General features: G+C 68.2%; 24 protein-coding genes. 5 read left to right on the top strand and 19 right to left on the bottom strand.

Annotation, left to right across the window (positions count from 1 at the left end; translation table 11 throughout):
* Together EPL00_RS02680 and EPL00_RS02675 are read right to left on the bottom strand one after the other, a co-directional pair.
* Nucleotides 1–1083, bottom strand: a complete 1083-nt coding sequence (locus tag EPL00_RS02680; protein WP_135851962.1) for a phosphotransferase family protein — start codon at nt 1081–1083, stop codon at nt 1–3.
* A gap of 159 nt (nt 1084–1242) precedes the next feature.
* On the bottom strand, nt 1243–1674 hold the full coding sequence (locus EPL00_RS02675) for a hypothetical protein (RefSeq protein WP_135851963.1): 432 nt from the start codon (nt 1672–1674) through the stop codon (nt 1243–1245).
* 184 nt (nt 1675–1858) lie between these two features.
* Here EPL00_RS02675 and EPL00_RS02670 point away from each other — a divergent pair, with 184 nt between their 5' ends.
* Nucleotides 1859–2107, top strand: a complete 249-nt coding sequence (locus EPL00_RS02670) for a hypothetical protein (RefSeq protein WP_202932532.1) — start codon at nt 1859–1861, stop codon at nt 2105–2107.
* 4 nt (nt 2108–2111) lie between these two features.
* Here EPL00_RS02670 and EPL00_RS02665 read toward each other — a convergent pair whose 3' ends face one another.
* The 3 genes from EPL00_RS02665 to EPL00_RS02655 all read right to left on the bottom strand — a co-directional run bounded on the left by EPL00_RS02665 (nt 2112) and on the right by EPL00_RS02655 (nt 4476).
* Nucleotides 2112–3011, bottom strand: coding sequence for a thiamine-phosphate synthase family protein (locus EPL00_RS02665; RefSeq protein WP_135851964.1), 900 nt, complete (start codon nt 3009–3011; stop codon nt 2112–2114).
* On the bottom strand, nt 3008–3613 hold the full coding sequence (dcd, locus tag EPL00_RS02660) for a dCTP deaminase (protein ID WP_135851965.1): 606 nt from the start codon (nt 3611–3613) through the stop codon (nt 3008–3010). The genes EPL00_RS02665 and dcd overlap by 4 nt, the downstream gene beginning before the upstream one ends.
* A gap of 137 nt (nt 3614–3750) precedes the next feature.
* Nucleotides 3751–4476 (bottom strand): Yip1 family protein, encoded by a 726-nt coding sequence (locus EPL00_RS02655; RefSeq protein ID WP_135851966.1) that lies wholly within the window; start codon nt 4474–4476, stop codon nt 3751–3753.
* A 108-nt stretch (nt 4477–4584) separates the two neighbouring features.
* On the opposite strand from EPL00_RS02655, the gene pth2 reads away from it, so the two are divergent.
* Complete coding sequence (pth2, locus tag EPL00_RS02650; protein WP_135851967.1) at nt 4585–4923, top strand: peptidyl-tRNA hydrolase Pth2; 339 nt, start codon at nt 4585–4587, stop codon at nt 4921–4923.
* Nucleotides 4924–4977: 54 nt separating this feature from the next.
* On the opposite strand, the gene EPL00_RS02645 is transcribed toward pth2, so the two are convergent.
* The 11 genes from EPL00_RS02645 to truD all read right to left on the bottom strand — a co-directional run bounded on the left by EPL00_RS02645 (nt 4978) and on the right by truD (nt 14445).
* Complete coding sequence (locus EPL00_RS02645) at nt 4978–5220, bottom strand: DUF3194 domain-containing protein (protein WP_135851968.1); 243 nt, start codon at nt 5218–5220, stop codon at nt 4978–4980.
* On the bottom strand, nt 5221–5622 hold the full coding sequence (locus EPL00_RS02640) for a prefoldin subunit beta (protein ID WP_135851969.1): 402 nt from the start codon (nt 5620–5622) through the stop codon (nt 5221–5223).
* 161 nt (nt 5623–5783) lie between these two features.
* Complete coding sequence (locus tag EPL00_RS02635) at nt 5784–6068, bottom strand: hypothetical protein (protein ID WP_135851970.1); 285 nt, start codon at nt 6066–6068, stop codon at nt 5784–5786.
* Nucleotides 6069–6176: 108 nt separating this feature from the next.
* Nucleotides 6177–6446, bottom strand: a complete 270-nt coding sequence (locus tag EPL00_RS02630; RefSeq protein WP_135851971.1) for a KEOPS complex subunit Pcc1 — start codon at nt 6444–6446, stop codon at nt 6177–6179.
* A gap of 13 nt (nt 6447–6459) precedes the next feature.
* Entirely contained in the window at nt 6460–6594 is a 135-nt protein-coding gene (locus tag EPL00_RS02625) for a DNA-directed RNA polymerase subunit P (protein ID WP_135851972.1), read from the bottom strand.
* Nucleotides 6591–6872, bottom strand: a complete 282-nt coding sequence (locus EPL00_RS02620) for a 50S ribosomal protein L37ae (RefSeq protein WP_135851973.1) — start codon at nt 6870–6872, stop codon at nt 6591–6593. The genes EPL00_RS02625 and EPL00_RS02620 overlap by 4 nt, the downstream gene beginning before the upstream one ends.
* A 78-nt stretch (nt 6873–6950) precedes the next feature.
* A complete protein-coding gene (locus EPL00_RS02615; RefSeq protein ID WP_162224132.1) occupies nt 6951–11057 on the bottom strand; it encodes a hypothetical protein in 4107 nt (1368 codons plus the stop codon).
* A 448-nt stretch (nt 11058–11505) separates the two neighbouring features.
* Complete coding sequence (locus tag EPL00_RS23425; RefSeq protein ID WP_202932531.1) at nt 11506–11673, bottom strand: hypothetical protein; 168 nt, start codon at nt 11671–11673, stop codon at nt 11506–11508.
* A 177-nt stretch (nt 11674–11850) separates the two neighbouring features.
* On the bottom strand, nt 11851–12630 hold the full coding sequence (locus EPL00_RS02610; RefSeq protein ID WP_135851974.1) for a DUF2103 domain-containing protein: 780 nt from the start codon (nt 12628–12630) through the stop codon (nt 11851–11853).
* 62 nt (nt 12631–12692) lie between these two features.
* Nucleotides 12693–13049, bottom strand: a complete 357-nt coding sequence (locus EPL00_RS02605) for a zinc ribbon domain-containing protein (protein WP_162224131.1) — start codon at nt 13047–13049, stop codon at nt 12693–12695.
* Between the two features lie 43 nt (nt 13050–13092).
* On the bottom strand, nt 13093–14445 hold the full coding sequence (gene truD, locus EPL00_RS02600; RefSeq protein ID WP_135851976.1) for a tRNA pseudouridine(13) synthase TruD: 1353 nt from the start codon (nt 14443–14445) through the stop codon (nt 13093–13095).
* A 340-nt stretch (nt 14446–14785) separates the two neighbouring features.
* On the opposite strand from truD, the gene EPL00_RS02595 reads away from it, so the two are divergent.
* Together EPL00_RS02595 and EPL00_RS02590 are read left to right on the top strand one after the other, a co-directional pair.
* Complete coding sequence (locus EPL00_RS02595; RefSeq protein WP_135851977.1) at nt 14786–15433, top strand: helix-turn-helix domain-containing protein; 648 nt, start codon at nt 14786–14788, stop codon at nt 15431–15433.
* A 64-nt stretch (nt 15434–15497) separates the two neighbouring features.
* Nucleotides 15498–16145: a helix-turn-helix domain-containing protein gene (locus tag EPL00_RS02590; protein ID WP_135851978.1), complete on the top strand. Its 648-nt coding sequence runs from the start codon at nt 15498–15500 to the stop codon at nt 16143–16145.
* A 52-nt stretch (nt 16146–16197) separates the two neighbouring features.
* Here the strand turns inward: EPL00_RS02590 and EPL00_RS02585 are convergent, their stop codons facing one another.
* Nucleotides 16198–17601 (bottom strand): FAD-binding oxidoreductase, encoded by a 1404-nt coding sequence (locus tag EPL00_RS02585; RefSeq protein ID WP_135851979.1) that lies wholly within the window; start codon nt 17599–17601, stop codon nt 16198–16200.
* A gap of 175 nt (nt 17602–17776) precedes the next feature.
* On the opposite strand from EPL00_RS02585, the gene EPL00_RS02580 reads away from it, so the two are divergent.
* Nucleotides 17777–18688 carry a diacylglycerol/lipid kinase family protein gene (locus EPL00_RS02580; RefSeq protein ID WP_135851980.1) on the top strand — a complete coding sequence of 304 codons (912 nt, stop codon included), beginning with the start codon at nt 17777–17779 and terminating at the stop codon, nt 18686–18688.
* A 95-nt stretch (nt 18689–18783) separates the two neighbouring features.
* Here EPL00_RS02580 and EPL00_RS02575 read toward each other — a convergent pair whose 3' ends face one another.
* Complete coding sequence (locus EPL00_RS02575; protein WP_135851981.1) at nt 18784–19278, bottom strand: hypothetical protein; 495 nt, start codon at nt 19276–19278, stop codon at nt 18784–18786.
* A gap of 102 nt (nt 19279–19380) precedes the next feature.
* On the bottom strand, nt 19381–21333 hold the full coding sequence (locus EPL00_RS02570; RefSeq protein ID WP_135851982.1) for a DUF2070 family protein: 1953 nt from the start codon (nt 21331–21333) through the stop codon (nt 19381–19383).
* Nucleotides 21334–21409: the final 76 nt, after the last annotated feature.

Below are 21409 nucleotides of genomic sequence, written 5' to 3'. Positions count from 1 at the left end.
TCACTCGACCAGTTCCCGGACCGCGAGACGGTGCATCTCCGCGGCCTCCTCTCGTTCGTCGCGGTCGCTCGCGTCCAGATACCCTTCCCGGAGTGCCACGCGGACGCGCTCGCGGCGCGGGTCGCCGTGGCGCGCCCAGTCGCTCAGGTGTTGCTCGGTCAGCACGAGGTTGTACTGCGGTTCGAGCGTCGAGGAGTTCCCCCAGTCGAGGACCGCGCGCGTCTCGCCGGTCTCGGGGTCCACCAGCAGGTTCCCGAGTCGGTAGTCGTCGTCGCCGAGAACCGCGTCGAACTCGCCGTCGAGCGCGTCGAGGCGCGACTCGACGGCCGCCCGGAGGTCGGATTCGAGGTCCGCGAACCGGTCGTGGAACTCGCCGCGGGTGCTGGCGACGACCTCCTCGACGCGCTCGCGCCACGAGTCGGTCGCCGACTCGTCGGTGGTCAGGACGCGCTCTCCGGCGGGCGAGTCGCGGTCCGCCACTGTCAGGCCGCTGGCGCGGCCCTCCCGACGGGCGTCGCGCCCGAGGAGAACGGTACCGAAGGCCTCGAACTCGCCGAGCGCGTGGAGTTGCGCCAGATAGCGCCCGGCATCGCGGGCCAGTCGCTCGATGGCGGCCGCCGGGAGGTCGCGGGCCGCCCCTTCGCGGACCGCGCCGTCGCACCGCTCCATCAGGTAGCACGGCGCGGGCAGGTCGGGGTGGTCGTCCACCGCGCCGACGACCGCCGGGACGGGAATCTCGGTCCGGCGGCCGACCGCCTCCATCAGGTGCGGTTCGGGCCGGAACGCCCGCGGGTCGAGGAACTCGCAGGCCTTCAGGACGCACTCGCGGGGACCGTCGGGCATCTCGGCGGTGACGAAGTACACCACGTCGGTTCCCTCCTCGGCGGGCGCGGCCTCCCGGACCGACCACGACGGGCGAATCTCGCCGACCATCGCGGCGACGGTCTCGGGCGGCAGGTCGCGGTCGGCCTCGGCGACGACCGCCGCGTAGTCGTCGGTTTCCGAGTTTGGGTGGTCGGCCTCGGTCTCCGAGTTTGGGTGGTCGGCCTCGGTCTCCAAACCTGCACGGTCGGCGTCGTTCATGGTCGGTGACTCGGGCCGCGCCGGTAGAAAAGTTGCCCCGCTCCGCGAATAGCTCACAAAGATGCCTATAGATTGCTCTCGGAAACAAAATACGTTTTCTACAGTTGCTTTATGTTCCCGAGCGGCCGCTCCCGGAGCGGGTTCGACTCCGCTCGTCGGCTACTGCTGTTCGCCGAACTGGAACTCGTCGGCGGACTCCTCGCGTTTCAACTCCGAGATCTGACGGCGCGTCTCCGAGACATCGTGTTCGACCTCCGAGAGGCGTTCGTCCAGCACCGACAGAATCTCGCTCTTGACCCGCTCGCCGTCGAAGCGTTCGCGCATCTGCTCCTCGACGGCGGCGGTGAACACCCGCACGAACGCCGTGACGGAGCCGACCGCCCAGACGACGACGCCCAACAGCGCCAGCGTGAGACCCGGCGCGGCGGTCGCCAGCGCGGTCGTCAGCGCCGCGCCGTCGGCCAGTTGCCCGTACCCGTCTGCGATGCCCAAGACGACTCCTCCGCCGACCAGCGCACCGCCGACCGCGGTGGCGATTCCGGCGAGGACGACGTAGTAGACTGCCCACCGAAGCGAACGACTCGCGTCCATGCGTGTGCAAGGCTGGTGCGGGGACATAAACGCACCCGTTTTCGTGTCGGAGCGCGTAGGAATAGGGACACGTGTCGGGAACTCCGTCGGACCGAAGGCACCGCGAGACTCGGCGGACCGGGGACGTGGCGAGACCCAGCGGACCGGCCGTAGCCGTCTTCCGCCAGCGGGTCGAACTCGGCGCATGGAGTTCACCGAAGCCGACGAGGGTTCGTCCGTCTTCGACGCCGACCGCAAGAAAATCGGCGTCGTCACCGAAGTCCGGGGCGGCGACGCGTACGTCGAACCCGACCCGAGCCTCGCCGAAGAACTCAAGGCGAAACTCGACTGGGGGAGCCACGAGGCCGACGACGAGGCGTTCGCGCTCGACTCGGACTCGGTGGACGAGCGCGACGACGGCGAGATTCTGCTCCGGAACCGACCGCTGGACTGAGCGTTCAGAGCAGTTCGCGCGCCATCACCGCGACCTCCTCGGCGTCCTCGCCCAGCAGGTAGACGATGGGTTCGATGCCGTAGCCGCCGGTGTGATAGAGGACGGCGGCGTCGGGCGTCTCGGCGAGGGCCGCGCCGACCACCGCGTCCAAGTCGTCGTACTCGGCCTCGAACTCGGCGGTGGCGTGGCCCAACTCTTCGAGCGCCGCCACGATGTCCGGCGAGTAGCGGACGTTCAGCGCCGCGCGGGCGTCGCTCCCGTGGCGACGCGCGGCCAGCAGGAGCGAGGCGACGTGTTCGCTCACGCCGAACTCGGGTTCGGAGGGGATGGTCGCCTGCCCCTTCACGTCGAAGATGCGGCCCGGCACGCCCGCCACGTCGTCGATGCCGTCGGCGTCGGGCGTACACTCACAGAGGTTCGAACCCACCGCGGGGATGAGCGAGGAGAACCCGCTGGTACTCTCCACGATGGTCAGGCCTCGGCGGAGCGACGACCGGACGCGCTCGGTCGTCCGGAGGTCGCCCTCGGGGTCGTGGACGTTGAAATCGCCGCCGTGGCCCGCGAGTTCGGGCATCTCGGCCTCGTGAATCTCGGCCACGAGGTCCCGGTCTTCGAGTCGCCGAATCAGAATCTCTATCTCGACCAGCGCCTCGACGCGACTCATCGTCCCCTCCGCGAGCCCCTCGCCGAGTCGCGCGACGAGGTTCCGCACGCGCTCGTCGGCGAGGACCCGCTCGTTGCGCTCGACCTCGCCGTTGGCGTACTTCGAGACGGCGCTCTGGCTAATGCCCAGCAGGTCCGCGACCTCGCTCTGGGTCAGGCCCCGGTCGCGCAGGTCTTCCGCGAGCATCGACCGGACCGTCGGGAGGAACTCCTCGACGACGATCTCCTCGGCGAACCTCACGCCGAATCACCCGACTTCTGGTCGCCGCCGAACTCGTGGTCGCTCTGGATGCGCGAGGCCTGCGGTCCGGACTGGCCCTGATACTTCGACCCGCGCTCCTCGCCGTACGGGCGGTCGGCGGGCGTCTTGAGTTCGGTGAACGTCAGTTGGGAGACGCGCATGCCGGGTTCGAGCGCGACCGGCGCGGTCCCCAGATTCGACAGTTCGAGGGTAATCTGGCCCTCGTAACCGGGGTCACAGAGGCCCGCGGTGGCGTGGACGACGACCGCGAGGCGACCGAGCGACGACCGGCCCTCGACGTGGGCGATGAGGTCGGCGGGAATCTCGACGCGCTCTTTGGTCGTCCCCAGCACGAAGTCGCCGGGATGGAGGATGAAGTCGTCGCCCTCCTCGACGACGGTCTCGGTGACGTACTCCGAGACCTCCTGTTCGCTCGTCGGGTGGATGCAGGGGATGTTCGTGCGCTGGAACTCCAGAAACTCGCGGCCGAGTCGCAGGTCCACGCTCGCGGGCTGAATCTGCAAGTCGGGGTCGTCCAGCGGTTCGACCACGAGGTCGCCAGCCTCCATCCGGTCGAGGATGTCGGCGTCCGAGAGTATCATACTCGAAGGGGAGGCGGGAGGGAGGTAAAGCGTGGCGGTCCGAATCCGCCGGGAGCGCCCACGAGCGCGACGGAGCCGAGACTCGACGGTGGCTCAAACGAGACTCGACAGCGACCCGAGCGAGATTCACCGGCGACTCAGACGAGACTCAACAGGAAGACCACGACGGCGACGCCGCCACCCGCGAACGCCGCACCGCCGGTCGAGAGGTCGCGGGCGCGCTTCAGGCCGAACGTCCAGACGTACCCCTGCCAGACCGCCCCGGCAAGCGAGAGGAGGGCCGTATCACCCTGCGCGCGCTCGGTCAGCGACCGTATCTGCGAGGCCAGCATCTCGGGGTCCGACCCCGCGAGGTCGATGCCACCGAGCGCGGCGTACAGGAGTCCGAATCCGACCACGGCCTGCAACGCGCTCGGGAACATGCCCCACGCCGCGACCGCGAGCGTGTCGGTGAACGACCCGCTTCCCCCGGCCAGCGCCGAACCGACGTGGAGCGCGACGCCGTAGAGGGGCCACGCCAGCAGGACGCCGACGAACACCAGTGGCAGTCGCTCGCTGAACGCGTCCCACAGCAGGTCGCCGACGACGACGGTCTTCTGTTTCGGTTCGTCGCAACCGTCCTGCACCATCTCTTCTACCTCCGAGTCGGCCTCGTCCTCACACACCCAATCGGGCGGGCGCTCGTCGTTGGGTATCTCGGTCGTCGCGGTGAGACGTTGGCTGAGCGTCCACCCGAACGCGCCGACCACGGCGGTCGAGACCACGGCGACGACGAAAACGACCGCCGCGGCGCGGCCGAGGCTCAGCCCCGGCGCGCGTTCGGCGAAGAACTCGTCCGGACGGAGGAGGGCGTTGAGGACCATGCCCGACCGTGCAGAACCCGACCACATGATTCTGTCGGTCGCGTGTCGTGTTGGGTCGAGGAGCGACGAGTAGCCACCGATTTAACGTCCCGACGCGTTCGACTTCGCATGAAACAGACCATCGTCGCCCGCGCCGACATCGACATGGGCCAAGGAAAGCTCGCCGCACAGGTCGCCCACGCCTCGCTGTCGGCCTACGAGGAGACCGGCACGAAAGCCCGCAAGCGCTGGAAGGGCGGAGGCCAGAAGAAAGTCGTCGTGAAAGCGAACGGCGAGAGCGAACTCTTCGAACTCGCCGAGAAGGCCCGCGCGGAGGGCATTCCCCACGCCATCGTCCGGGACGCGGGTCACACCCAACTCGACCCCGGCACGGTCACGGCGCTGGCGGTCGGTCCGGCCGACGACGACCTCGTGGACAAAGTGACCGGCCACCTCTCGCTGTACTGAGCCGAAGCGACCGCTACCGGGCGGGAAACGACCGCGAAAAAACCGGGTCCGAGGTCACTCCTCGGCGTCGGCGAACAACTCGTCTACCGCAGACTGGGCCGCCAGTGCGGCGTCCTCGGCTATCTCCTCGTCGTCGTCGGCCTCGGGCGCGTTGAGGTACACGTCCACGTCGAGGACGCCCTCCTCGAACTCGACGGTCACGTCGAAGTCCTTCACCGCCGAGTTCTTCAACCGAGCGAAGATGAGTCCCTCGGCGGCCTCGGCGGCCGTCTGCACGACTTCGTCATCGGTCGGCATTTACGCGCCGCCAGCGCCGCCGCCCATGCCCGGTCCCTGCGGGCCGCCGGGGCCGCCACCGCCGCCGAGCATGTTCTGAAGCTCGGACTGGAGGCTCTCGAACTGCTCTTGGACGCGCTCCTCCTGCTTTTCGAGGGTCTCGACGCGGATTTCGAGGCTGTCTACCTTCTCGTCGAGGTCGTCCTGAGCCTCGTCGTAGCCGGTCTCGACGAACAGCTCGCCGACCTCTCGGTACATCGTGGTGTCCTCGTCGATGTCTTCCAGTTCGTCGAGAGCGGTCTCGGCCTCGTTGAGCTGAGTCTCGGCTTGGTTCTTCTGGGCGGCGACCTGCTGTGCGGTCTCCTGAAGGTCCTGCAGTTCTTCGAGTTTCTCTTGTGCTTCCGGTGGTAGGTTACCCTGCATACCTACGGGAATGCGGCCCGGACGGAAAAACCCCCGCTTTCGATTCTATTCGATGGAGCCGCTTCTCGTGGACTGACGGAGCAGAAACGAGGGTGATGGGCATCTGTAGAACCTCACACTGCGATTTCCGATATCTCCGGTCGGACTCCTCCTGCTGTCGATTACGACACGAAGATAAATACGGACCGTAGCAACAACGCGACGAGACTCCCGATTGCTACCACTCGCAGTACACTCGCCAACAGCCGTCGATTCGTCGGCAGTAGTTCCGTAATCCCGGCCACTCCTACTGCGACGCCGATGGCGAGCATCGTGTCGAGTCCACCATCGTACCGGAGTTCCGAGTACGCGTAGAGACCGAGAAAGACGAGTGAATTCAGGACGGAGTACTTCGCGTCCTCCCACCCGCCCGGCGCGGAAAACAACTCCTCGGGATGTATCTCCATCACGGTAGTGTAAATAATCTGTAGATAAAAAGGAGGCGGAAACGTCCTCCGGATTCTGCGCTCGGGGTGGCGAGACGCCGCCCGGTCGTAGCGGACGGGTTCGCTCGTCTACGCCAACTCCGACGTTCGCTCGGCGACTTCGACCAGCGACCCCCACGTGTTACAGCCAGCGCGGAGCGCCACGAGGTCGTCGGCGACGACGCGGACGACTACCGAATCGCCGTCGCGCTCGACCGTCGCCGCCGAGCGGTCGCCGTCGATTTCGCCGACTTCTCGGGCGACGGCGCGGGCCACGACGCGGGCACGGCCGGGCGACTCGTACCCGAATCGGAGCGTGGCGTCGTGCGGTCGGGACGAGTCGTTAGAAAAGTCGCCCATGAGGAGAAGCGGACTAGTGGACTTCGACTTCCTTCACGTCGCGGCTCCGCTCCTTCAGGAGGACGCGGTGGCCGCAGTACGGACAGCGGACGCCGCCGTACTCGTCGAGTTCCACGTCGCGCTTACACCGCGAACACTTGTAGCTCATTCTTCGTCTTCGCCGAGCGCGGCACGGATGGAGCGCGTGACCGTCCGGCCCGCGGGCGTCTCGGGGCGGTAGGTCCCGCCCGCGAACTTGTAGCCGCAACTACTGCACTGCCAAATACCGGTTCCCTGCCGGTCCACGTCGTCGGTACCGCAGTCGGGGCAGGTGTGGTCGGCGTTCATGTCGCTCTCGATGTCGGCGACGCGCTTGCGGGAGACGCGGCCGTATCGCGCGCCGAAGCGTCCGGCGCTTCCGGTTCGGCTCTTCGTGTTTTCGGCCATAGTACTGCGGATTTGTCCCGGCGCGCTGATAAAGCCTTTGAGTCGAGACGGCGGTCGGACCGCCCCGCCTCGACCGTTCTACCCGTTCGTCGCCGCGGTCGTCGTGCCGCCCGCGCCGGGGTCGTTCGGGTCGAGCGGGTCGGTCCCCTGCTGGACCTCCTCGCCGTCGGGAATCCCGTCGCCGTCGGTGTCGGGATTCGTCGGGTCGGTCCCGACCACGGCGAGTTCTTCGCCGTCTTCGAGGCCGTCGCCGTCGGTGTCGGGGCTGGTCGGGTCGGTGCCGAACTCGGTTATCTCTTGGCCGTCGCCCACGCCGTCGTCGTCGGAATCGGGGTCGGTCGGGTCGGTGCCGACTTGCAGTTCCTGCCCGTCGGGTATCGTGTCGCCGTCGGAATCGGCGTTCGTCGGGTCGGTGCCGAACTCGGTAATCTCCTGTCCGTCGGGAATCCCGTCCCCGTCGGTGTCCGGGTTCTGGGGGTCGGTGCCGACCTGTGCCTCCTCGTCGTCGGTCAGGCCGTCACCGTCCGAGTCGGCCGGTTGCTGTGCCGTCGTGGTCGTCGTAGTTTCCGTCGTGGTGGGCGTCTCGACTTCCGTCGTCGTGGTCGGTGTCTCTGCGGTGGTAGTCGTCGGCGTCTCCGTCGCGGTCGCCGTCTCGGTCGTGGTAGTCGCAGTCGCCGTCTCGGTCGTCGTCCCGACGCCATCGGGCACGCTCGACGGGTCGAGCGGGTCGGTCCCCTGCTGGACCTCCTCGGCGTCGGTGAAGCCGTCGTCGTCGGTGTCGGGGTCGGTCGGGTCGCTGATCGGTTCCTGTAGAATCTCCTCGCCGTCCTGCAAGCCGTCGGCGTCGGAGTCGGGGTCGGTCGGGTCGGTCGGGTTCAGTCCCGCCTCGGGCAGGCCGATTACCTCGTCGAAGTCGGTCAAGCCGTCCCCGTCGGAGTCGGGGTTCTGCGGGTCGGTGCCGAGTTCCTCGACTTCCTGCTGGTCGGTCAGACCGTCCCCGTCGGAGTCGGCCGCCTCGGGTCCGAAGTCGGTCCCGTCCGCTTGGGTCGGGTTCTGGTCCTCGCCGTCCACCACGCCGTCGGCGTCGGTGTCTGCTTCGAGCGGGTCGGTTCCCGCGTCGCGCTCCTCGGCGTCCGAGAGGCCGTCGCCGTCGGTGTCGGGCGTCGTCGGGTCACTCAGCGACGCGCCGAGCAACTCCTCGCCGTCCGAGAGGCCGTCGCCGTCGGTGTCGGGATTCGTCGGGTCCGTCGCCCGCAGGTCGAGGTTCGGCAACTCCACGAGTTCGGTGAAGTCCGAGAGACCGTCGCCGTCGGTGTCGGGGTTCTGTGGGTCGGTGCCGAACTCCTGCTCCTCGGCGTCGGTCAGTCCGTCGCCGTCCGAATCGACTCCTTCAGCGGCTGTCGTCGTCGTTTCGCCCGGCGTCGTGGTGGTCGTCTCGGTCGGCGTGGCGGTAGTCGTCTCGGTCGGCGTGGCGGTAGCGGTCCCGGTCGGCGTCGCAGTCGTCGTGATAGTCGTCTCAGTTGCTGTGGTAGTCGTTTCGGTCGGGGTCGCTGTCGTGATGGTCGCGGTCGGCGTTACCGTCGTAGCGGTCGCGGTCGTAGTCGTCTCGGTCGGCGTGGTGGTCGTAACCGTCGCGGTTGCGGTTCCGGTAGTCGTCTCCGTCGGCGTCGTAGTCGTCGCGGTCTCGGTCGTAATCGTCTCGGTGGGCGTCGTAGTCGTCGCAGTCCCGGTCGTCGTGATTGCGGTTCCAGTCGTCGTGGTTGCGGTTCCAGTCGTCGTGGTTGCGGTTCCAGTCGTCGTGGTTGCGGTTCCAGTCGTCGTGGTCGCGGTCTGCGTGGTCGTCACCGGCCCGCCGACTAGCCCTTCGGGGTCGTTCTCGTCCAGCGGGTCGGTGTTCTGGGCGACCTCTTCGCCGTCCGAGAGACCGTCGCCGTCGGTGTCCAAATTGTCCGGGTCGGTCCCGATGGCCTCCTCCTCGGCGTCCGGGAGGTTGTCGAAGTCGGTGTCGGTCACGGCGGGGTCGTTGCTGTCCAACGGGTCGCTGTCCTGCTGGACCTCCTCGCCGTCCGAGACGGTGTCGTCGTCGCTGTCGGGGTCGAGCGGGTCCGTGCCCTCGACGTTGACCTCCGTCCCGTCTTCCAGTCCGTCGGCGTCGCTGTCGGGGTTCTGGGGGTCGGTGCCGAGCGCCTGCTCCTCGGCGTCGGCCAGTCCGTCGCCGTCGGCGTCCACTTCCGCGGGGTCGCTGGCGTCGTTCGGGTCGGACCCCTGCTCTATCTCCTCGCCGTCGGGAACCGTGTCGTCGTCACTGTCCTCGTCGGTCGGGTCGGTGTCGTACTGGTCTACCTCCTCGAAGTCGCCGAGACCGTCGCCGTCGGTGTCGCTTTCGAGCGGGTCGGTCCCGAGCGCGTCCACCTCCTCGCCGTCGGTCGCGCCGTCGTCGTCGCTGTCGGGGTCGGTCGGGTCAGTGCCGAGGTCCTGCTCGCGGTCGTCGGTGAGTCCGTCGTCGTCGGTGTCGGTCTCCTCGGGGTCGTTGGGGTCGAGCGGGTCGCTGTTCTGGGCGACCTCCTCGCCGTCGGGAATCCCGTCGCCGTCGGTGTCCGGGTCGTTCGGGTCGGTGTCGTACTGGTCCACTTCCGTCCCGTCTTCGAGGCCGTCGCCGTCGGTGTCGGCCTCGGTCGGGTCGGTGTCGTAGACGAACACCTCGTCGCTGTCGGTGAGTCCGTCGTCGTCGGTGTCGGCGTTCTCGGGGTCGGTTCCGAGGGTCTCCTCTTGGTCGTCCAGCAGACCGTCGCCGTCGCTGTCGTTCACGCGGTAGCCCTCGTTCTCGGGGTCGAGGAGTCCGATGCGCTTCTGACAGCCGTACCGACCCTGCTTGACGATTTCGTAGGGCTTGGTCTGGCCCTTGCGCGCGGCCTCCTTCGCGGTGACGGCCGCAGTCTGCTGGACCGCGATCTGAATTTGGATGATGTTGACGTTGCTCACTTGAATCGTGACCGACCCCTTGCAGACGGGGCAGTAGCTCAGCGCGCCCTCGCATGCTCCCTGCGCGGCGTACTGAATCTGCTTGACGTTGGCGACCTGCGACTGGGAGACCGCGCCTTTCGCCGCGCCCTGCGTGGCGACCTGAATCTGGTCCACGGTGGCTTTCTGGCTCTGTGAGACGCCGCCCTTCGCCGCGCCCTGCGCGGCCGCCTGCACCTGCTTGACGGTGGCCGCTTGGCTCTGCTCGATGGCACCGGTGCTGGCACCGACCGCGGCGACCTGCACCTGCTTGACGTTGGCCTCTTGGCTCTGGGATATCGACCCCTTGGCGGCCCCGAGCGCGGCGTACTTCACCTTCTCGTCGGACTTCTCCTCGCCCTTCTCCATCGCGCCGTAGGCTCCGCCTTGGGCGGCCTCTCGAATCTTGCCGATGGCGTCGGTCTTCTTCTCCTTCGCGCCCGAGACCGCGCCGCTGGACGCGCCCGACGCCGCCTTCTGAATCTGGGTCACGTCGGCCTTCTGGCGCTGGGCGAGCGCGCCGTGGCTCGCGCCGTACCCCGCCGACTGGAGCTGTTTGACCGTCGCGTCTTGGCGCTGGCTCAGCGCGCCCTTGCTCGCGCCCTCGACGCCCGCCGCGATTTGGGTCTGGTCGATGTCGGCGTCTTGGGCCTGAATCAGCGCGCCGAGCGCCGACCCTTGCACCGCGGCCTGAATCTGCTCGACGTTCGCCTCTTGGTTCTGTTGCACGCCCGCAACCGCACCCTCGCGCGCGGCCGCGACCTGCGCTTGCGTCACGTCAGCGCCCTGCCGTTGGGCGAGAACCGAGGCTTCCCGTAGCCCGCTCCGAATCGCTTCGAGCTTGTTCTGCGGAAGTCCCTGCGCGGCCGCGCCGAAGGTGATTCGCGGGGTCTCCTCGGAGGCTCGCGGCCCGATATCGGCTCCCTCCGCTACCGCCGGTGCGAGTTCGACGGTCGCTAGCTCGCTGGCGTCCGCCGTCACGAGCGAGTCGCTGGCGACCGCTTGCGCACCCCCGAGGAGGTCCGCGTTCTCCGTTCCCTGTGCCGTCGAGTTCTCTGCCTGCTGGACCGTGCCGCCGCCGCTCGCGGCGAGTACCGGGGCGACCCCGCCGACGAGGACGCAGACGGCGAGGGCCACCGCTCGCAGTCGGTTCGAGTCGCGCTTTCGATTGGTATCTGTTCCCATGTCTCTATCCCATCGAAGCGGGACCAAGCTAAAAGCGAACCAGACGGTTCGGGCCAGTTTGCGGGCCGGAATCTCGCGTTGGGGCGACTGGTCGCACGACGAGCAGGTTTCGGACTTCCGGGACCTCCTCGGTACGGGAACGGGCCATCAGGCCGAAAGACTGCCGGGATGCTCGATTACGGGGTTCCCGCCGACCGGTCGCCATCCGCGGTCCGCTTGCCTTCGTGACGACTTCGTGTCGTGTCCGTCGGCTGGTGAGGGAAACGACCGCTGTCCGGGCCGCAATTTTCGTTGCGCGCGGTGCCGACCGCGGGCGTTCGCTCGACGGTCGATACGCGGGACGTTCGACGGTCGATACGCGGGACGTTCGACGGTCGGTACTCACGACTCACGACTTCCGGCGTTCGACTCCCGGAACCCCCGGTCGGCCGACTCCCCGAGTCGGCCGTCACTCCGCGGCGTCGGCGGGCGGATTGAACAGTTCGTGGCCGATGACCGCGAGCGAGGCGACCATGCCCGCGATAGCGCCCGGAAGCCCCGTCAACTGGCCGACCAGAAACCCTCCCCCGGAGAGCAGTGGAATAGCCGCGAGGACCGCGTCGTAGTGGCTGACCATTGCGTAATTAGATATAATTACCATCCCCAAGAAGGTTGGGGCTTTTCGTCAGAAGTCGGCGCGGTCGAATCCAGCGACGCGCGCCAGCCCCAAAGCTACGCGGGGCGTAATCCGGCTTGAAATCCGACTTGCAGGACAATCACGGCTTACCGCGGCTCTCGGCGACCGGTCGGCTGGTCAGTCCGGCTGAAGACCGGCTTCCGCCAGCGCGTCGTTGAGGTCCGCCCGAATCTGCTCGCCGCGCTCGCGGTCCATCGCGGTCGTGACGACACGGTTCTCTTGGACGCTGGAGCCGTCGCGCAGGAGCATCCGGACGTTGCCGTTCTCGTCGGCGCGGGTCGCCTTCGCCCGGACGCCGGACCGACTGCCCGACCCGCCCGCGTCGATGGGGCCGGGGATTATCTTCTTGACGTGGGGGTGGCCCGCCACCGTCTCGATGGCGGTCCGGCCCGCCCGGTCGCCGATGAGCGTCGAGTGGCTCCCGCCCAACTTCTCGGCCGGAGCCGCCTCCACGACCTCCAGCGCGCGGTCGCCGCGGCGCGCGAGGACGGTCTCGACCGCGCCCCCGCCGCTCCCGCCGTCGGCGTCGTCGCCCGTCGTCCCGCCGCTCGCGCGGCCGCCGTCGCCGATGCGATAGAATTCGTGATGCAGTTGGCTCCGGGTCGCTCGAAGCACGTCGCGGTCACCCGCGGCGTACACCTCCTCGGGGCGCTTGCGCCGCACCTCGTCGGCGACCCGACCCGCGAAGTTCCGGAGTTCCACGACGCCCGCCTCGCCGCCCTCCTCGGGCGTGGTCGTGACGTGGCTCTCGCCGACGACCTCCTCGTCGTCTAACATCGTCAGCGTCGCGCGGTCCCGGTCGAGTTCCAGCACCACGGCGTCGGCGTTTGGCGTCCGACAGACCAGACAGTAGTCGCCCGGTCGTTCCAGCGGGGACGCACACTGCCGACACTTCATGGGCGGACGTTACTCGGATACGGATTTAACTTCCGCGCTTTTCGGACTTTGCCCGCGAGCGATTAGCTCGCGCTCGTGGTCTCGGACTCGACCGCCGCGGGCGGGAGTTCGGTGCCGCAGTTCTGGCAGTAACTTGCGTCCGCGGCCACCGAGGCCCCGCACTCGGGGCAGGCAGTACCCTCGCGCAGGACCCGGCGCTGGGAGTCGTTCAGATACTTGTACGCGCCGTAGACGAGGTTGACGAGACCGAACGACCACCAGCCCGTGAGGAGGGCCAGAATCAAGTGGACGCCGAGGCTCCCGACGTTGCGCTTGACGAGGACGACGCGCTCGGGCGTCTCCGACTCGATTCGCCACCCCTCGGCGATGGCGTCGTCTATCTGCCGCTGGAGGCTCTCGGTTCTGTTGGCGTAACTCATCGTGGCGGGACTGCTACGACGCCATCCGGGATATGGTTTGAGGCTACTCCTCGGCGGGGTCAGTCTTCTGGAACTCCCGGAGGAGGACCGTGGCATACGACCCTTTCGGGAGCGCGAACTCGAAGGTCAGCGCGTCGCTTCCGGCGGTCGCGCCGTCCATGTCGAGGTCGGACCGAACCAGAATCGCGCGCCGGGTTCCCGTCGAGTGGAACTCCCCCGGCAGGTCGAAGTCCTCTGGAGCCAACTCCAAGTCCGCCAGCACCTCGCGCTCGATGTCGCCCGGCTCCCCGTCCGCGAGTTCCGTCTCGGTCCCGATCAGCGGCGCGGTCACGAAGGCTCGACCGCGCTCGCAGTGGCGCGCGACCGTCTCGACCCGGCGCTCGGTCACGCGCTGTTCGCGGTCGGGGTCCGGCAGGGCCAGCCCCTCGACCTCGTCGGCGAAGCAGGCCACGTCGCCAGCGACCGGGCGATGGAAGGGAAGCCCGCGAGCAAGTCGCTCGCTCAGGATGCGGTTGAAGGCGAACGACTGGGCGGCGTTGACGAACAGTCGTTGGAGGTTCGAGGGCACGGCTTCGAGCGCCGCGCGGAAGTCTTCCGGTCCGTCGCCGCCCGACTCGACCAACTGGTTGGCCATCGCGCGCTCGAAGCCGAGACGCGGCGGGATGGCGTCCAAGACCGTCTGCCAGTCGCGCTCTGCGAAGGCGTCGGCGGCCTCGCGGCGAGCGCGCTGGCTGTCTTCCGGTTCGGTCTCGTAGGGGTTGGCGACGTAGCTTCTGACGGCCTCCTCCCACTCGCCGCGGACGACGTGGAGGCCGACCTCGTGGGTGATGGGGCGACGGCTCCCGAATCGCTGTTGGCCGAAGTAGTTGGGGACGCCCACCGCGCCCGGCGATTCGTCGGCCCAGTCGGTCAGTTGGTCGCGGACCTCCTCGGCGTTCTCGGGGCGCTCGGGGTCGCTGACCGTAATCTCGAACTCGTTTCCGGCGAGGTCGCCGAACTCCAGTCCGCGCCCCGCGCGGCCCAGTACTTCGAGGTCGGCGTCGTAGATGGACACGCCTTCGAGGTCCGACTGGTCGATTTTCCGGAGGGTGAACAGTTGGGTCGTGACGGCGTACTTGTCCTTTGTTCCGGCCCACGAGACGCGCTCGCGGCTAATTCCCAGCGCGTCGGCGAGGCGCTTGGCGAAGTCGTTGGTGTCCCACTCCCGGAGGGTCGCCCGGACGACGAGATGGGCGTAGGCTCCGGGGTCGGCGTCGGCGGGTTCGGCGTCGAACCGCTCTATCTCGCGGACGCGAAAGTCCTCCGGCGACGCTCTGAGTCGCCCGCCCACGCCGTCGCCGTCGCTGACGAAGTGTTCGATACCGACCGCCTCCTCGACTGGGTACGCCTCGCGCATTCGAGCGTGCTTGGTGGTCGGAGGGCTTGTATCTGACTTCCCGCGCTCGAAGGCCCAGTCTCCTCCCGCCGTCGGGCGTCCGGCCTCCTCGGCGGTCGGTACGCAGTCGCCGCCGGGGCCGCGCGCCGACGCTCCCGGACACCACAAGACCTATTTACAGCGCCCGAAATGCCGTGAACACCGCGGGTAGGGGTACCTTGCGGTGTTCTTTCGACGCCGATTCCCCAGTCGCGTCGCTCGACGGAGCAGAACGAGGAGTCGAGCAACCGGCGGGGAACTGCGCGCGGAGGGAATCAAACGAAGCGAGCAATTAATGTGCGACGCGACGGAGAAGTGTGCAATGAGCGTGTTGACCGCGTTCACGGTGCCGGGGGACGACTTCTTGATGGGGTGGACGCTCCAGCGAGCGCCCGAGATGCAGATAGAAATCGAGCGGGTCGCCGTCGAGGACGACGACGTGACGCCGTACTTCTGGGTCGCGGGCGAGGAGTTCGAGGGCTTCGAGGCCGCGCTCGCGGACGACCCGACCGTCGAGCGGAGCGTCGAACTCGAAGACCACGGCGACCAGCGACTCTATCAGGTCGAGTGGGAGCGAAACACCAAGGGTATCGTCTACGCCGTCTCGGAGGTCGATGCGACGATTCTACAGGCCGAGAGCGACGGGACCGACTGGTCGGTCGAACTCCTCTTTCCCGGCGACGAGGCGGTCTCGGAGTTTCAGGACTACGCCGCGGCCCACGACCTCTCCTTCGAGTTGCGGTGGCTCCACGACTCGGCTCACCCCGAGGCGTTCGGCCAGTACGGCGTCACCGACGAACAGCGCGAGGCGCTGGTCGCCGCCTACCGGAACGGCTACTTCGAGGTCCCCGGCGACGTGTCGCTCGGGGAGTTGGCCGACGAACTCGACATCTCGAAGAACGCCGCCTCGGCCCGCCTCCACAGGGGATACGCCAACCTCGTAGAGAACACGCTCGTCCACGACGAATGAGACGAATCCGTCGGGAACGGATACACTGATTGCGGCCGACCGCTACGTACTCACCGACACCGATATGGGAATAGTTACCGAGTTCGAGGTTCCCGCGGACGACTTTCTGCTCGCGTGGACGCTCGACGCGCTACCCGACGTACACGTCGAAATCGAGCGGGTCGCGGTCGAGGACGACGACGTGACGCCGTTCTTCTGGGTGAGCGGCGTCGATTTCGGCGAGTTCGAGGCCGCGTTAGCCGACGACCCGTCCGTGAGGGACCCGCGAGCCATCGAAACCCACGACGACCAGCGCCTCTATCAGGTCACGTGGACTCAAAGCTCCGGCGGCATCGTCTACGCCGTCTCGGCGACCGGTGCGACGGTACTGGAAGCGACCAGCGACGCCGGGGACTGGACGGTCAAAATGTTGTTTCCCGACAGCGACGACCTCTCGGAGTTTCAGGACTACACCGCGGCACACGACCTGTTTTTCGAACTCAAGCGCCTCACCGAATCGGCTCACCCCGAAGCACTGGGCAAGTACGGCGTCACCGACGAACAGTACGAGGCGCTCGTCGCGGCCTACCACACGGGCTACTTCGAGGTCCCGAGCGAGACCGACCTGCAGGGGGTCGCCGACGAACTCGGCATCTCGAAGAACGCCACCTCGGCCCGTCTCAAGCGAGGCTACGGCAACCTCGTGGAGAACACGCTGATACACGACGAGTAGGACGAACGGTGCGAATACTCCGACGACGGACGGAGCGAGCGCCGTCGGTCGCCTACTCGCTCGGCGTCACGTTCTGGTGGCCCCGGAAGACGTTCTCGGGGTCGTAGGTCGCTTTCACCTCGGCGAGTCGGTCGTAGCTGTCGCCGTAGGCCACGCGCGCCGCGTCCTCGCCCATGCCGGGGAAGTTGACGTACTGGCCCCGAACCGCGTCCGAGTCCCGTAGCTCCGCGACGCTCTCGCGCGCCCACTCGACGTTCGCGGTCGTCTCCCGCGGGTCGTCCCAGTTGGCCTCGTAGTTGAGGAGGTACGGGGCGTCGCGGTTCGGGAACGCCGTCGCGTCCGCGCCCTCGTCGGGGTCGGCGACCGCGCCGCCCAACTGCCAGAGGTCGATAGTCGTCAGTTTCGAGGGGCACTCCTCGGCGTGGGCGAGTATCTTCGTTATCACTTCGTCGCTCAGTTCGTCCAGATACAGCGACTTCCAGTAGTAGTACCGACCCTTCGGGTAGTCCTCGTCGAGCATCGACTGGAGTTCGACGTAGGGCATCCGGCCGCTGAGGTCGGCCACCGGGTCGGCGAACTCCCGGAGCGGTTCCATCACCGTCGCGCCCTCGTCGGGGTCGCCAGCGTAACAGGCCAGCAACGCGACCGCGGGGTCGCCCCACGACTCGTCGGGGAACTCGTCCAGTTCGGGCACCCACGCGTAGAAGGGAAGCGCGCTGACCGCCCGCGGCGCGTCGCGGGCGTACTCCCGGAACGACGCGAACACCTCGCGGGCCGCGTCGCCGGGATACCAGACGAAGACGGTCTCGACCTCGGGACCGACCGGGTGACAGTCGAACTCGAACGAGGAGACGACGCCGAAGTTGCCGCCGCCGCCCCGGAGCGCCCAGAACAGGTCGGGGTTGCGCTCCTCGCTGGCGACGACCAACTCGCCGTCCGCGGTCACCACGTCGGCCGACCGGAGGTTGTCGCAGGACAGGCCGTGCTTCCGCCGGAGGTGACCCATCCCGCCCCCGAGCGTGAGGCCCGCGACGCCGGTGTCCGAGACGACGCCGCCGGGCGCGGCCAGTCCGAACTGCTGGGTCTCGCGGTCCACGTCGGCCCACCGCGCGCCGCCGCCGACCCTGACGGTCCGCTCGTCGGGGTCCACGCGAACCTCGTCCATCCCGGAGATGTCCGCGACCAGCGCGCCGTCTTCGACCGCGTTTCCGGCGACGCCGTGGCCGCCCGCACGGACCGTGAGTCGCAGGTCCTCCTCGCGGGCGAACGCCACCGCGGCGCGCACGTCCGCGACCCCGGTGCAGTAGGCGACCGCCGCCGGGCGCTCGTTTCGCATCCCGTTCCAGACGTGCCGCGCCTGTTCGTACCGCTCGTCCTCCTCGGGCGTTACTACCTCCCCTGCGAAGTCGGCCGCAAACGACGCGACCGCGTCGCGGTCTATCTCGTGTGCCGTCATTTCCCCACCGCGAAATCGTACGCGCCGGGGCGCGATAAAGACGTATCGAGCGAGACTGACACGCCGAGGAGGGCGCTCGGCGACGACTTCCTCCCGGAGGTCTCGCCCGAGGGACCTATCGAGGGCGGGACTCCTCGGCCTCCGAGCATTTACGCGACTGGCACGTAGCGCAGGCATGACCCGCGAGACCGACCGCCGACTCGTCTTGAACCCGACCAGCGGCGGCGGCACCCACGTCGAGCGCGTCCGCGACCTCGCCGACGAGTACGACTTCCCGGTCGTGGAGACCGAGCGCGCGGGCCACGGCACCCTCCTCGCCGAGGAGGCCGCCGCCGACGGCGTGGAGACGCTGGCGGTCTGTGGGGGCGACGGCACGCTCCACGAGGTGGTGCAGGGTCTCGTCCGAGCGGACGCGCTCGATTCCGTGACTCTCTGCGTGATTCCCGCCGGGACCGAGAACTTCTTGGCGGGGGACCTCGGCATCGCCGACCTCGCGTCGGGCTTCGAGGTCGCCGACGACGGCGAGACCCGCCGCCTCGACCTCGGCGTCGCCGACGAGGAGCCGTTCCTCCTCTCGGCCATCGCGGGCCTACCCGCCGACGCGAGCGCCGCGGCGACCCACGAGCGCAAGAACAGCCTCGGTCCCGTCGCGTTCGTCGTCGCGGGCATCGAGGAGGCCATCGACTTCGACGGCCTCCGGGTCGAAATCGACGCCGTGCGCGACGACGGCGCGGACGCCCGGTGGGTCGGCGAGGCCGAGGCCATTCTGGTCGGCAACGCCCGGAAGTTCGCCGAGGAGGGCGGGCAGGCCGACGCCGAGGACGGCCTGCTGGAAGTGGCGGTCATCGAGTCGCTCCCGCCCCACGACGCGCTCGTGGAGTACGTCGAACAGCGCGTCTTCCAGTGGGAGACCGACCACGTGACGGAACTCCACGCGCGACGCCTCGACTTCGAGAGCCGCGACGGCGAGTCGGTGACGTTCAGCCTCGACGGCGAGATTCGGGAGTTCGAGGAAGTCACGCTCGACGCCCGGCAGGACGCCCTCGCCGTGAAGGTCGGCGACGACTACGAATCGAATCCGGAGTGAGCGTCGAGTCCGGTGGCCCTCCCGAAGTTCGACTCTGCCGATTCCGCGGCGGGAGCGACCCGGCCGATTCTACGGCGGGACCCTCTCGGAGAGGGCTACGCTTGCGACGAGAGGAGCGTCGTCCCGTCGCCTTCTTCGCCGGGGGTTCGCCGTCTCAGCCCCGCGATACCGCTCCCCGCGAGCAACAGTCCACCAGCCGCGAGCAGGAACGGCTCCGCACCGAGGACGAACACGACGGTCTCGCCCTCGAAGCCGGGGGCCGGAGGCGAGAACTCCCGATAGAGCGGTCTCGTCGGCGACAGGAACAGACCGACTACCGCTCGGAGCGCGTAGAACAGGACGATACCCCCCGTCACGAGTGGGACGGTCGCCGCGCGCTTCCACCGAGTCGCGGCGACCGCACCGCCGACGCCGACCGCCCCCAACTGCGCGAGGAGCAGTTCTTCGTGATTGAGGTCGCCGCCCCACCCGGACACGATGGTTCCCTCGTATCCCGGCGCGACGTGTATCAGGCCCTGATACACGCCGACGACGATGGCCGCACACCCGACGACAGCCACCCCCACCGGAACGAGCCGCCGATTTTTCATACCGGACATTGGTTTAACTAACTGTTAAACGTTTCTCCGCTTCCGGAATCGGCGTCGTCACGCTCGGAGTTCCCTTTCGGGCCGCGGTCCCGTCGCACCGACTCACGACGAGGCGAGGAAGAAGATGAGGAGGCTCACCGCCATCGCGGCCATGATGACCGTCGCGGCCAGCGCGGCACCCATCGAGATGACCGCGTTGGCGTGGCTGGCCAGCGTCTCAGTCCGGTCGTTGCCGAACACCGTCACCTCGGCGCGCTCGCTGGCCATGCCCGCCTCGACCGGTTCGAGGTCGTCGTCGGCCTCGGCGACGAGTCGGTCCACGAGCGCGACCAGTTCGTCTCGGTCGATGGCCTCGCCGACCTGATTCGACGCCTCGACCTGATTGACGACGTGGGTGTCGGTGGTCATGACCTCGGCCGCGTCGATTCGGGGGAGCCGTGCGCCGTCGGCCGCCACGGCGGCAGGTGCAGGGTCCCCACCGGCCTCGCCGTCGCCATCGCCACCCTCACCCGTCAGTCGCGCGACGATGCGGTCGCGCAGACCCGGTTCCATGTTGTTGCCGTCCACGAGGACGTAGGCCGTGCGGTGGTCGCCGACCTCCAGAATCGAGACCCGCACGCCGAGCGGACCGATGCCGTCCAGCGGTTCCCAGTCGGTCTCGTCCCACGCGACGCCCATCCGGACCGGGGCCTGCTCGGCGACCGCGAGTTCGTCGCCGGTCTCGCCCGCGGCCTGCATCATCTCGAACGACCGCTCGCTACCGGGGTAGACGTGGCCGAGGTCCGGGCCTTCGAGTCCGTTGTTGCAGTTGTGTGCGTCCACGAGCATCACGTCCTCGACGCCAGCGGAGCGGGCCTCCGCGGCCGCCGAGAGACCCACCGCGTACTCCACGTCGTCGGCGAACTCCGGCGAGTAGGTCGCGACCAACAGGGCGTCGTCGCCGAACGCCTGCCCCATCATCTTGGCGTCGCCTTCCTGCACGCGGACTGCGCGAGTCGCGGTGTCGTGGTACTCGATGTCCTCGTAGGCGTCGTCGGCGGTGTCGATGAGCGTCTCGACCTCGTTCTCGGTGACGAGGTTGAAGTCGTGGCCCGCAGTCGCGTGGGGCGGGAACGCGACGCCCTCGGCCGACTCGGCGACGCGCTCGGGGAGGTTGCCGCCGCCGATTTCCCCCATCGGTCCGGGGTGAATCATCGGCAGGACGAATCGGGCCTTCTCACTGTGGTCGTCGGCACTCCGAAAGGAGAGAACCGTCACTGGCACCACGGCCTCCTCGCCGATCTCCTCGAAAAAGCCCTCCAGTTCGTTGGTCCCCTCGGCGATGTGGCCGATGAACCCCCGGAGGAAATCGAGGACGCTCACGCCGAGACTCCGCTCCCACGGCCGGTCGATGAACTTCACGAACGCCCAGACTGCCGACCCGTAGATGAGACACATCACGCCCAGCAGGGCGAAATCCACCGGGACGATGACGCCGAGTTCCGGCGGTGCCTCGTCGGCGCGCATGAAGACGACCTCCACGAGCGGCCCGCCGCCGACGTAGAGGTACTTCATCGTCCCGCTGTAGATGAAAAAGAGGAGGGCGGCCACGGCGGTCTGGATGCTGGCGGGAATCGCGGCGACGAGGACCGACCGGCCCGAGACGGCCATCACGACCAGCAGGCGGAGCGCGAACACCGAGGCGACGCCGACGATGAGCGCGTCGAAGACGAACTGCTGGCCGAGTTTCGGTGTGAGGACCGCTATCGCTCCCGCCGCCGCCATGATGGCGACGATGATGCCCTCGCAGGTCAGCGCCAGCAGCGACGACCGGTTGTAGGTCAACTGGCCGCCGAGGTAGCGGTCTACGGGCGTGGTCAGGAGACTGGCGGCGACGGTGGGGACGCCGATGAAGAAGACTCCCTGCCACGCGTCTTCCAGCACGAACCGAGAGTCGAACGCACCGACGCCCGCGACCGCCGCGATGACCAGCGCGAACGCCACGCTGGCGTACCACTGCGGCGCGCGGAAGATGTACCGCGACAGGCTGGCGAGGTCGCCCTGCGTCGCTGTCATACTCGGGTCTTTCGTCCGGGAAGGATAAAAGATACTACTCGGCGTTCGCTAGATAAAAATTCTGATAGCTCGTCGG

Source organism: Halorussus salinus, assembly GCF_004765815.2.
In the GTDB taxonomy this organism is placed as follows: Archaea; Halobacteriota; Halobacteria; order Halobacteriales; family Haladaptataceae; genus Halorussus; species Halorussus salinus.
Note: the sequence above shows the minus strand (reverse complement) of the source record. Positions and strands in the feature narration are given on the sequence as shown.

What these genes read in the sequence shown, in the direction of transcription:
- EPL00_RS02680 (WP_135851962.1), bottom strand. Translation starts at nt 1,083, where the DNA reads ATGAACGACGCCGACCGTGCAGGTTTGGAGACCGAGGCCGACCACCCA.
- EPL00_RS02675 (WP_135851963.1), bottom strand. Translation starts at nt 1,674, where the DNA reads ATGGACGCGAGTCGTTCGCTTCGGTGGGCAGTCTACTACGTCGTCCTC.
- EPL00_RS02670 (WP_202932532.1), top strand. Translation starts at nt 1,859, where the DNA reads ATGGAGTTCACCGAAGCCGACGAGGGTTCGTCCGTCTTCGACGCCGAC.
- dcd (WP_135851965.1), bottom strand. Translation starts at nt 3,613, where the DNA reads ATGATACTCTCGGACGCCGACATCCTCGACCGGATGGAGGCTGGCGAC.
- EPL00_RS02655 (WP_135851966.1), bottom strand. Translation starts at nt 4,476, where the DNA reads ATGGTCCTCAACGCCCTCCTCCGTCCGGACGAGTTCTTCGCCGAACGC.
- pth2 (WP_135851967.1), top strand. Translation starts at nt 4,585, where the DNA reads ATGAAACAGACCATCGTCGCCCGCGCCGACATCGACATGGGCCAAGGA.
- EPL00_RS02645 (WP_135851968.1), bottom strand. Translation starts at nt 5,220, where the DNA reads ATGCCGACCGATGACGAAGTCGTGCAGACGGCCGCCGAGGCCGCCGAG.
- EPL00_RS02640 (WP_135851969.1), bottom strand. Translation starts at nt 5,622, where the DNA reads ATGCAGGGTAACCTACCACCGGAAGCACAAGAGAAACTCGAAGAACTG.
- EPL00_RS02635 (WP_135851970.1), bottom strand. Translation starts at nt 6,068, where the DNA reads ATGGAGATACATCCCGAGGAGTTGTTTTCCGCGCCGGGCGGGTGGGAG.
- EPL00_RS02630 (WP_135851971.1), bottom strand. Translation starts at nt 6,446, where the DNA reads ATGGGCGACTTTTCTAACGACTCGTCCCGACCGCACGACGCCACGCTC.
- EPL00_RS02625 (WP_135851972.1), bottom strand. Translation starts at nt 6,594, where the DNA reads ATGAGCTACAAGTGTTCGCGGTGTAAGCGCGACGTGGAACTCGACGAG.
- EPL00_RS02620 (WP_135851973.1), bottom strand. Translation starts at nt 6,872, where the DNA reads ATGGCCGAAAACACGAAGAGCCGAACCGGAAGCGCCGGACGCTTCGGC.
- EPL00_RS02615 (WP_162224132.1), bottom strand. Translation starts at nt 11,057, where the DNA reads ATGGGAACAGATACCAATCGAAAGCGCGACTCGAACCGACTGCGAGCG.
- EPL00_RS23425 (WP_202932531.1), bottom strand. Translation starts at nt 11,673, where the DNA reads ATGGTCAGCCACTACGACGCGGTCCTCGCGGCTATTCCACTGCTCTCC.
- EPL00_RS02610 (WP_135851974.1), bottom strand. Translation starts at nt 12,630, where the DNA reads ATGAAGTGTCGGCAGTGTGCGTCCCCGCTGGAACGACCGGGCGACTAC.
- EPL00_RS02605 (WP_162224131.1), bottom strand. Translation starts at nt 13,049, where the DNA reads ATGAGTTACGCCAACAGAACCGAGAGCCTCCAGCGGCAGATAGACGAC.
- truD (WP_135851976.1), bottom strand. Translation starts at nt 14,445, where the DNA reads ATGCGCGAGGCGTACCCAGTCGAGGAGGCGGTCGGTATCGAACACTTC.
- EPL00_RS02595 (WP_135851977.1), top strand. Translation starts at nt 14,786, where the DNA reads ATGAGCGTGTTGACCGCGTTCACGGTGCCGGGGGACGACTTCTTGATG.
- EPL00_RS02590 (WP_135851978.1), top strand. Translation starts at nt 15,498, where the DNA reads ATGGGAATAGTTACCGAGTTCGAGGTTCCCGCGGACGACTTTCTGCTC.
- EPL00_RS02585 (WP_135851979.1), bottom strand. Translation starts at nt 17,601, where the DNA reads ATGACGGCACACGAGATAGACCGCGACGCGGTCGCGTCGTTTGCGGCC.
- EPL00_RS02580 (WP_135851980.1), top strand. Translation starts at nt 17,777, where the DNA reads ATGACCCGCGAGACCGACCGCCGACTCGTCTTGAACCCGACCAGCGGC.
- EPL00_RS02575 (WP_135851981.1), bottom strand. Translation starts at nt 19,278, where the DNA reads ATGAAAAATCGGCGGCTCGTTCCGGTGGGGGTGGCTGTCGTCGGGTGT.
- EPL00_RS02570 (WP_135851982.1), bottom strand. Translation starts at nt 21,333, where the DNA reads ATGACAGCGACGCAGGGCGACCTCGCCAGCCTGTCGCGGTACATCTTC.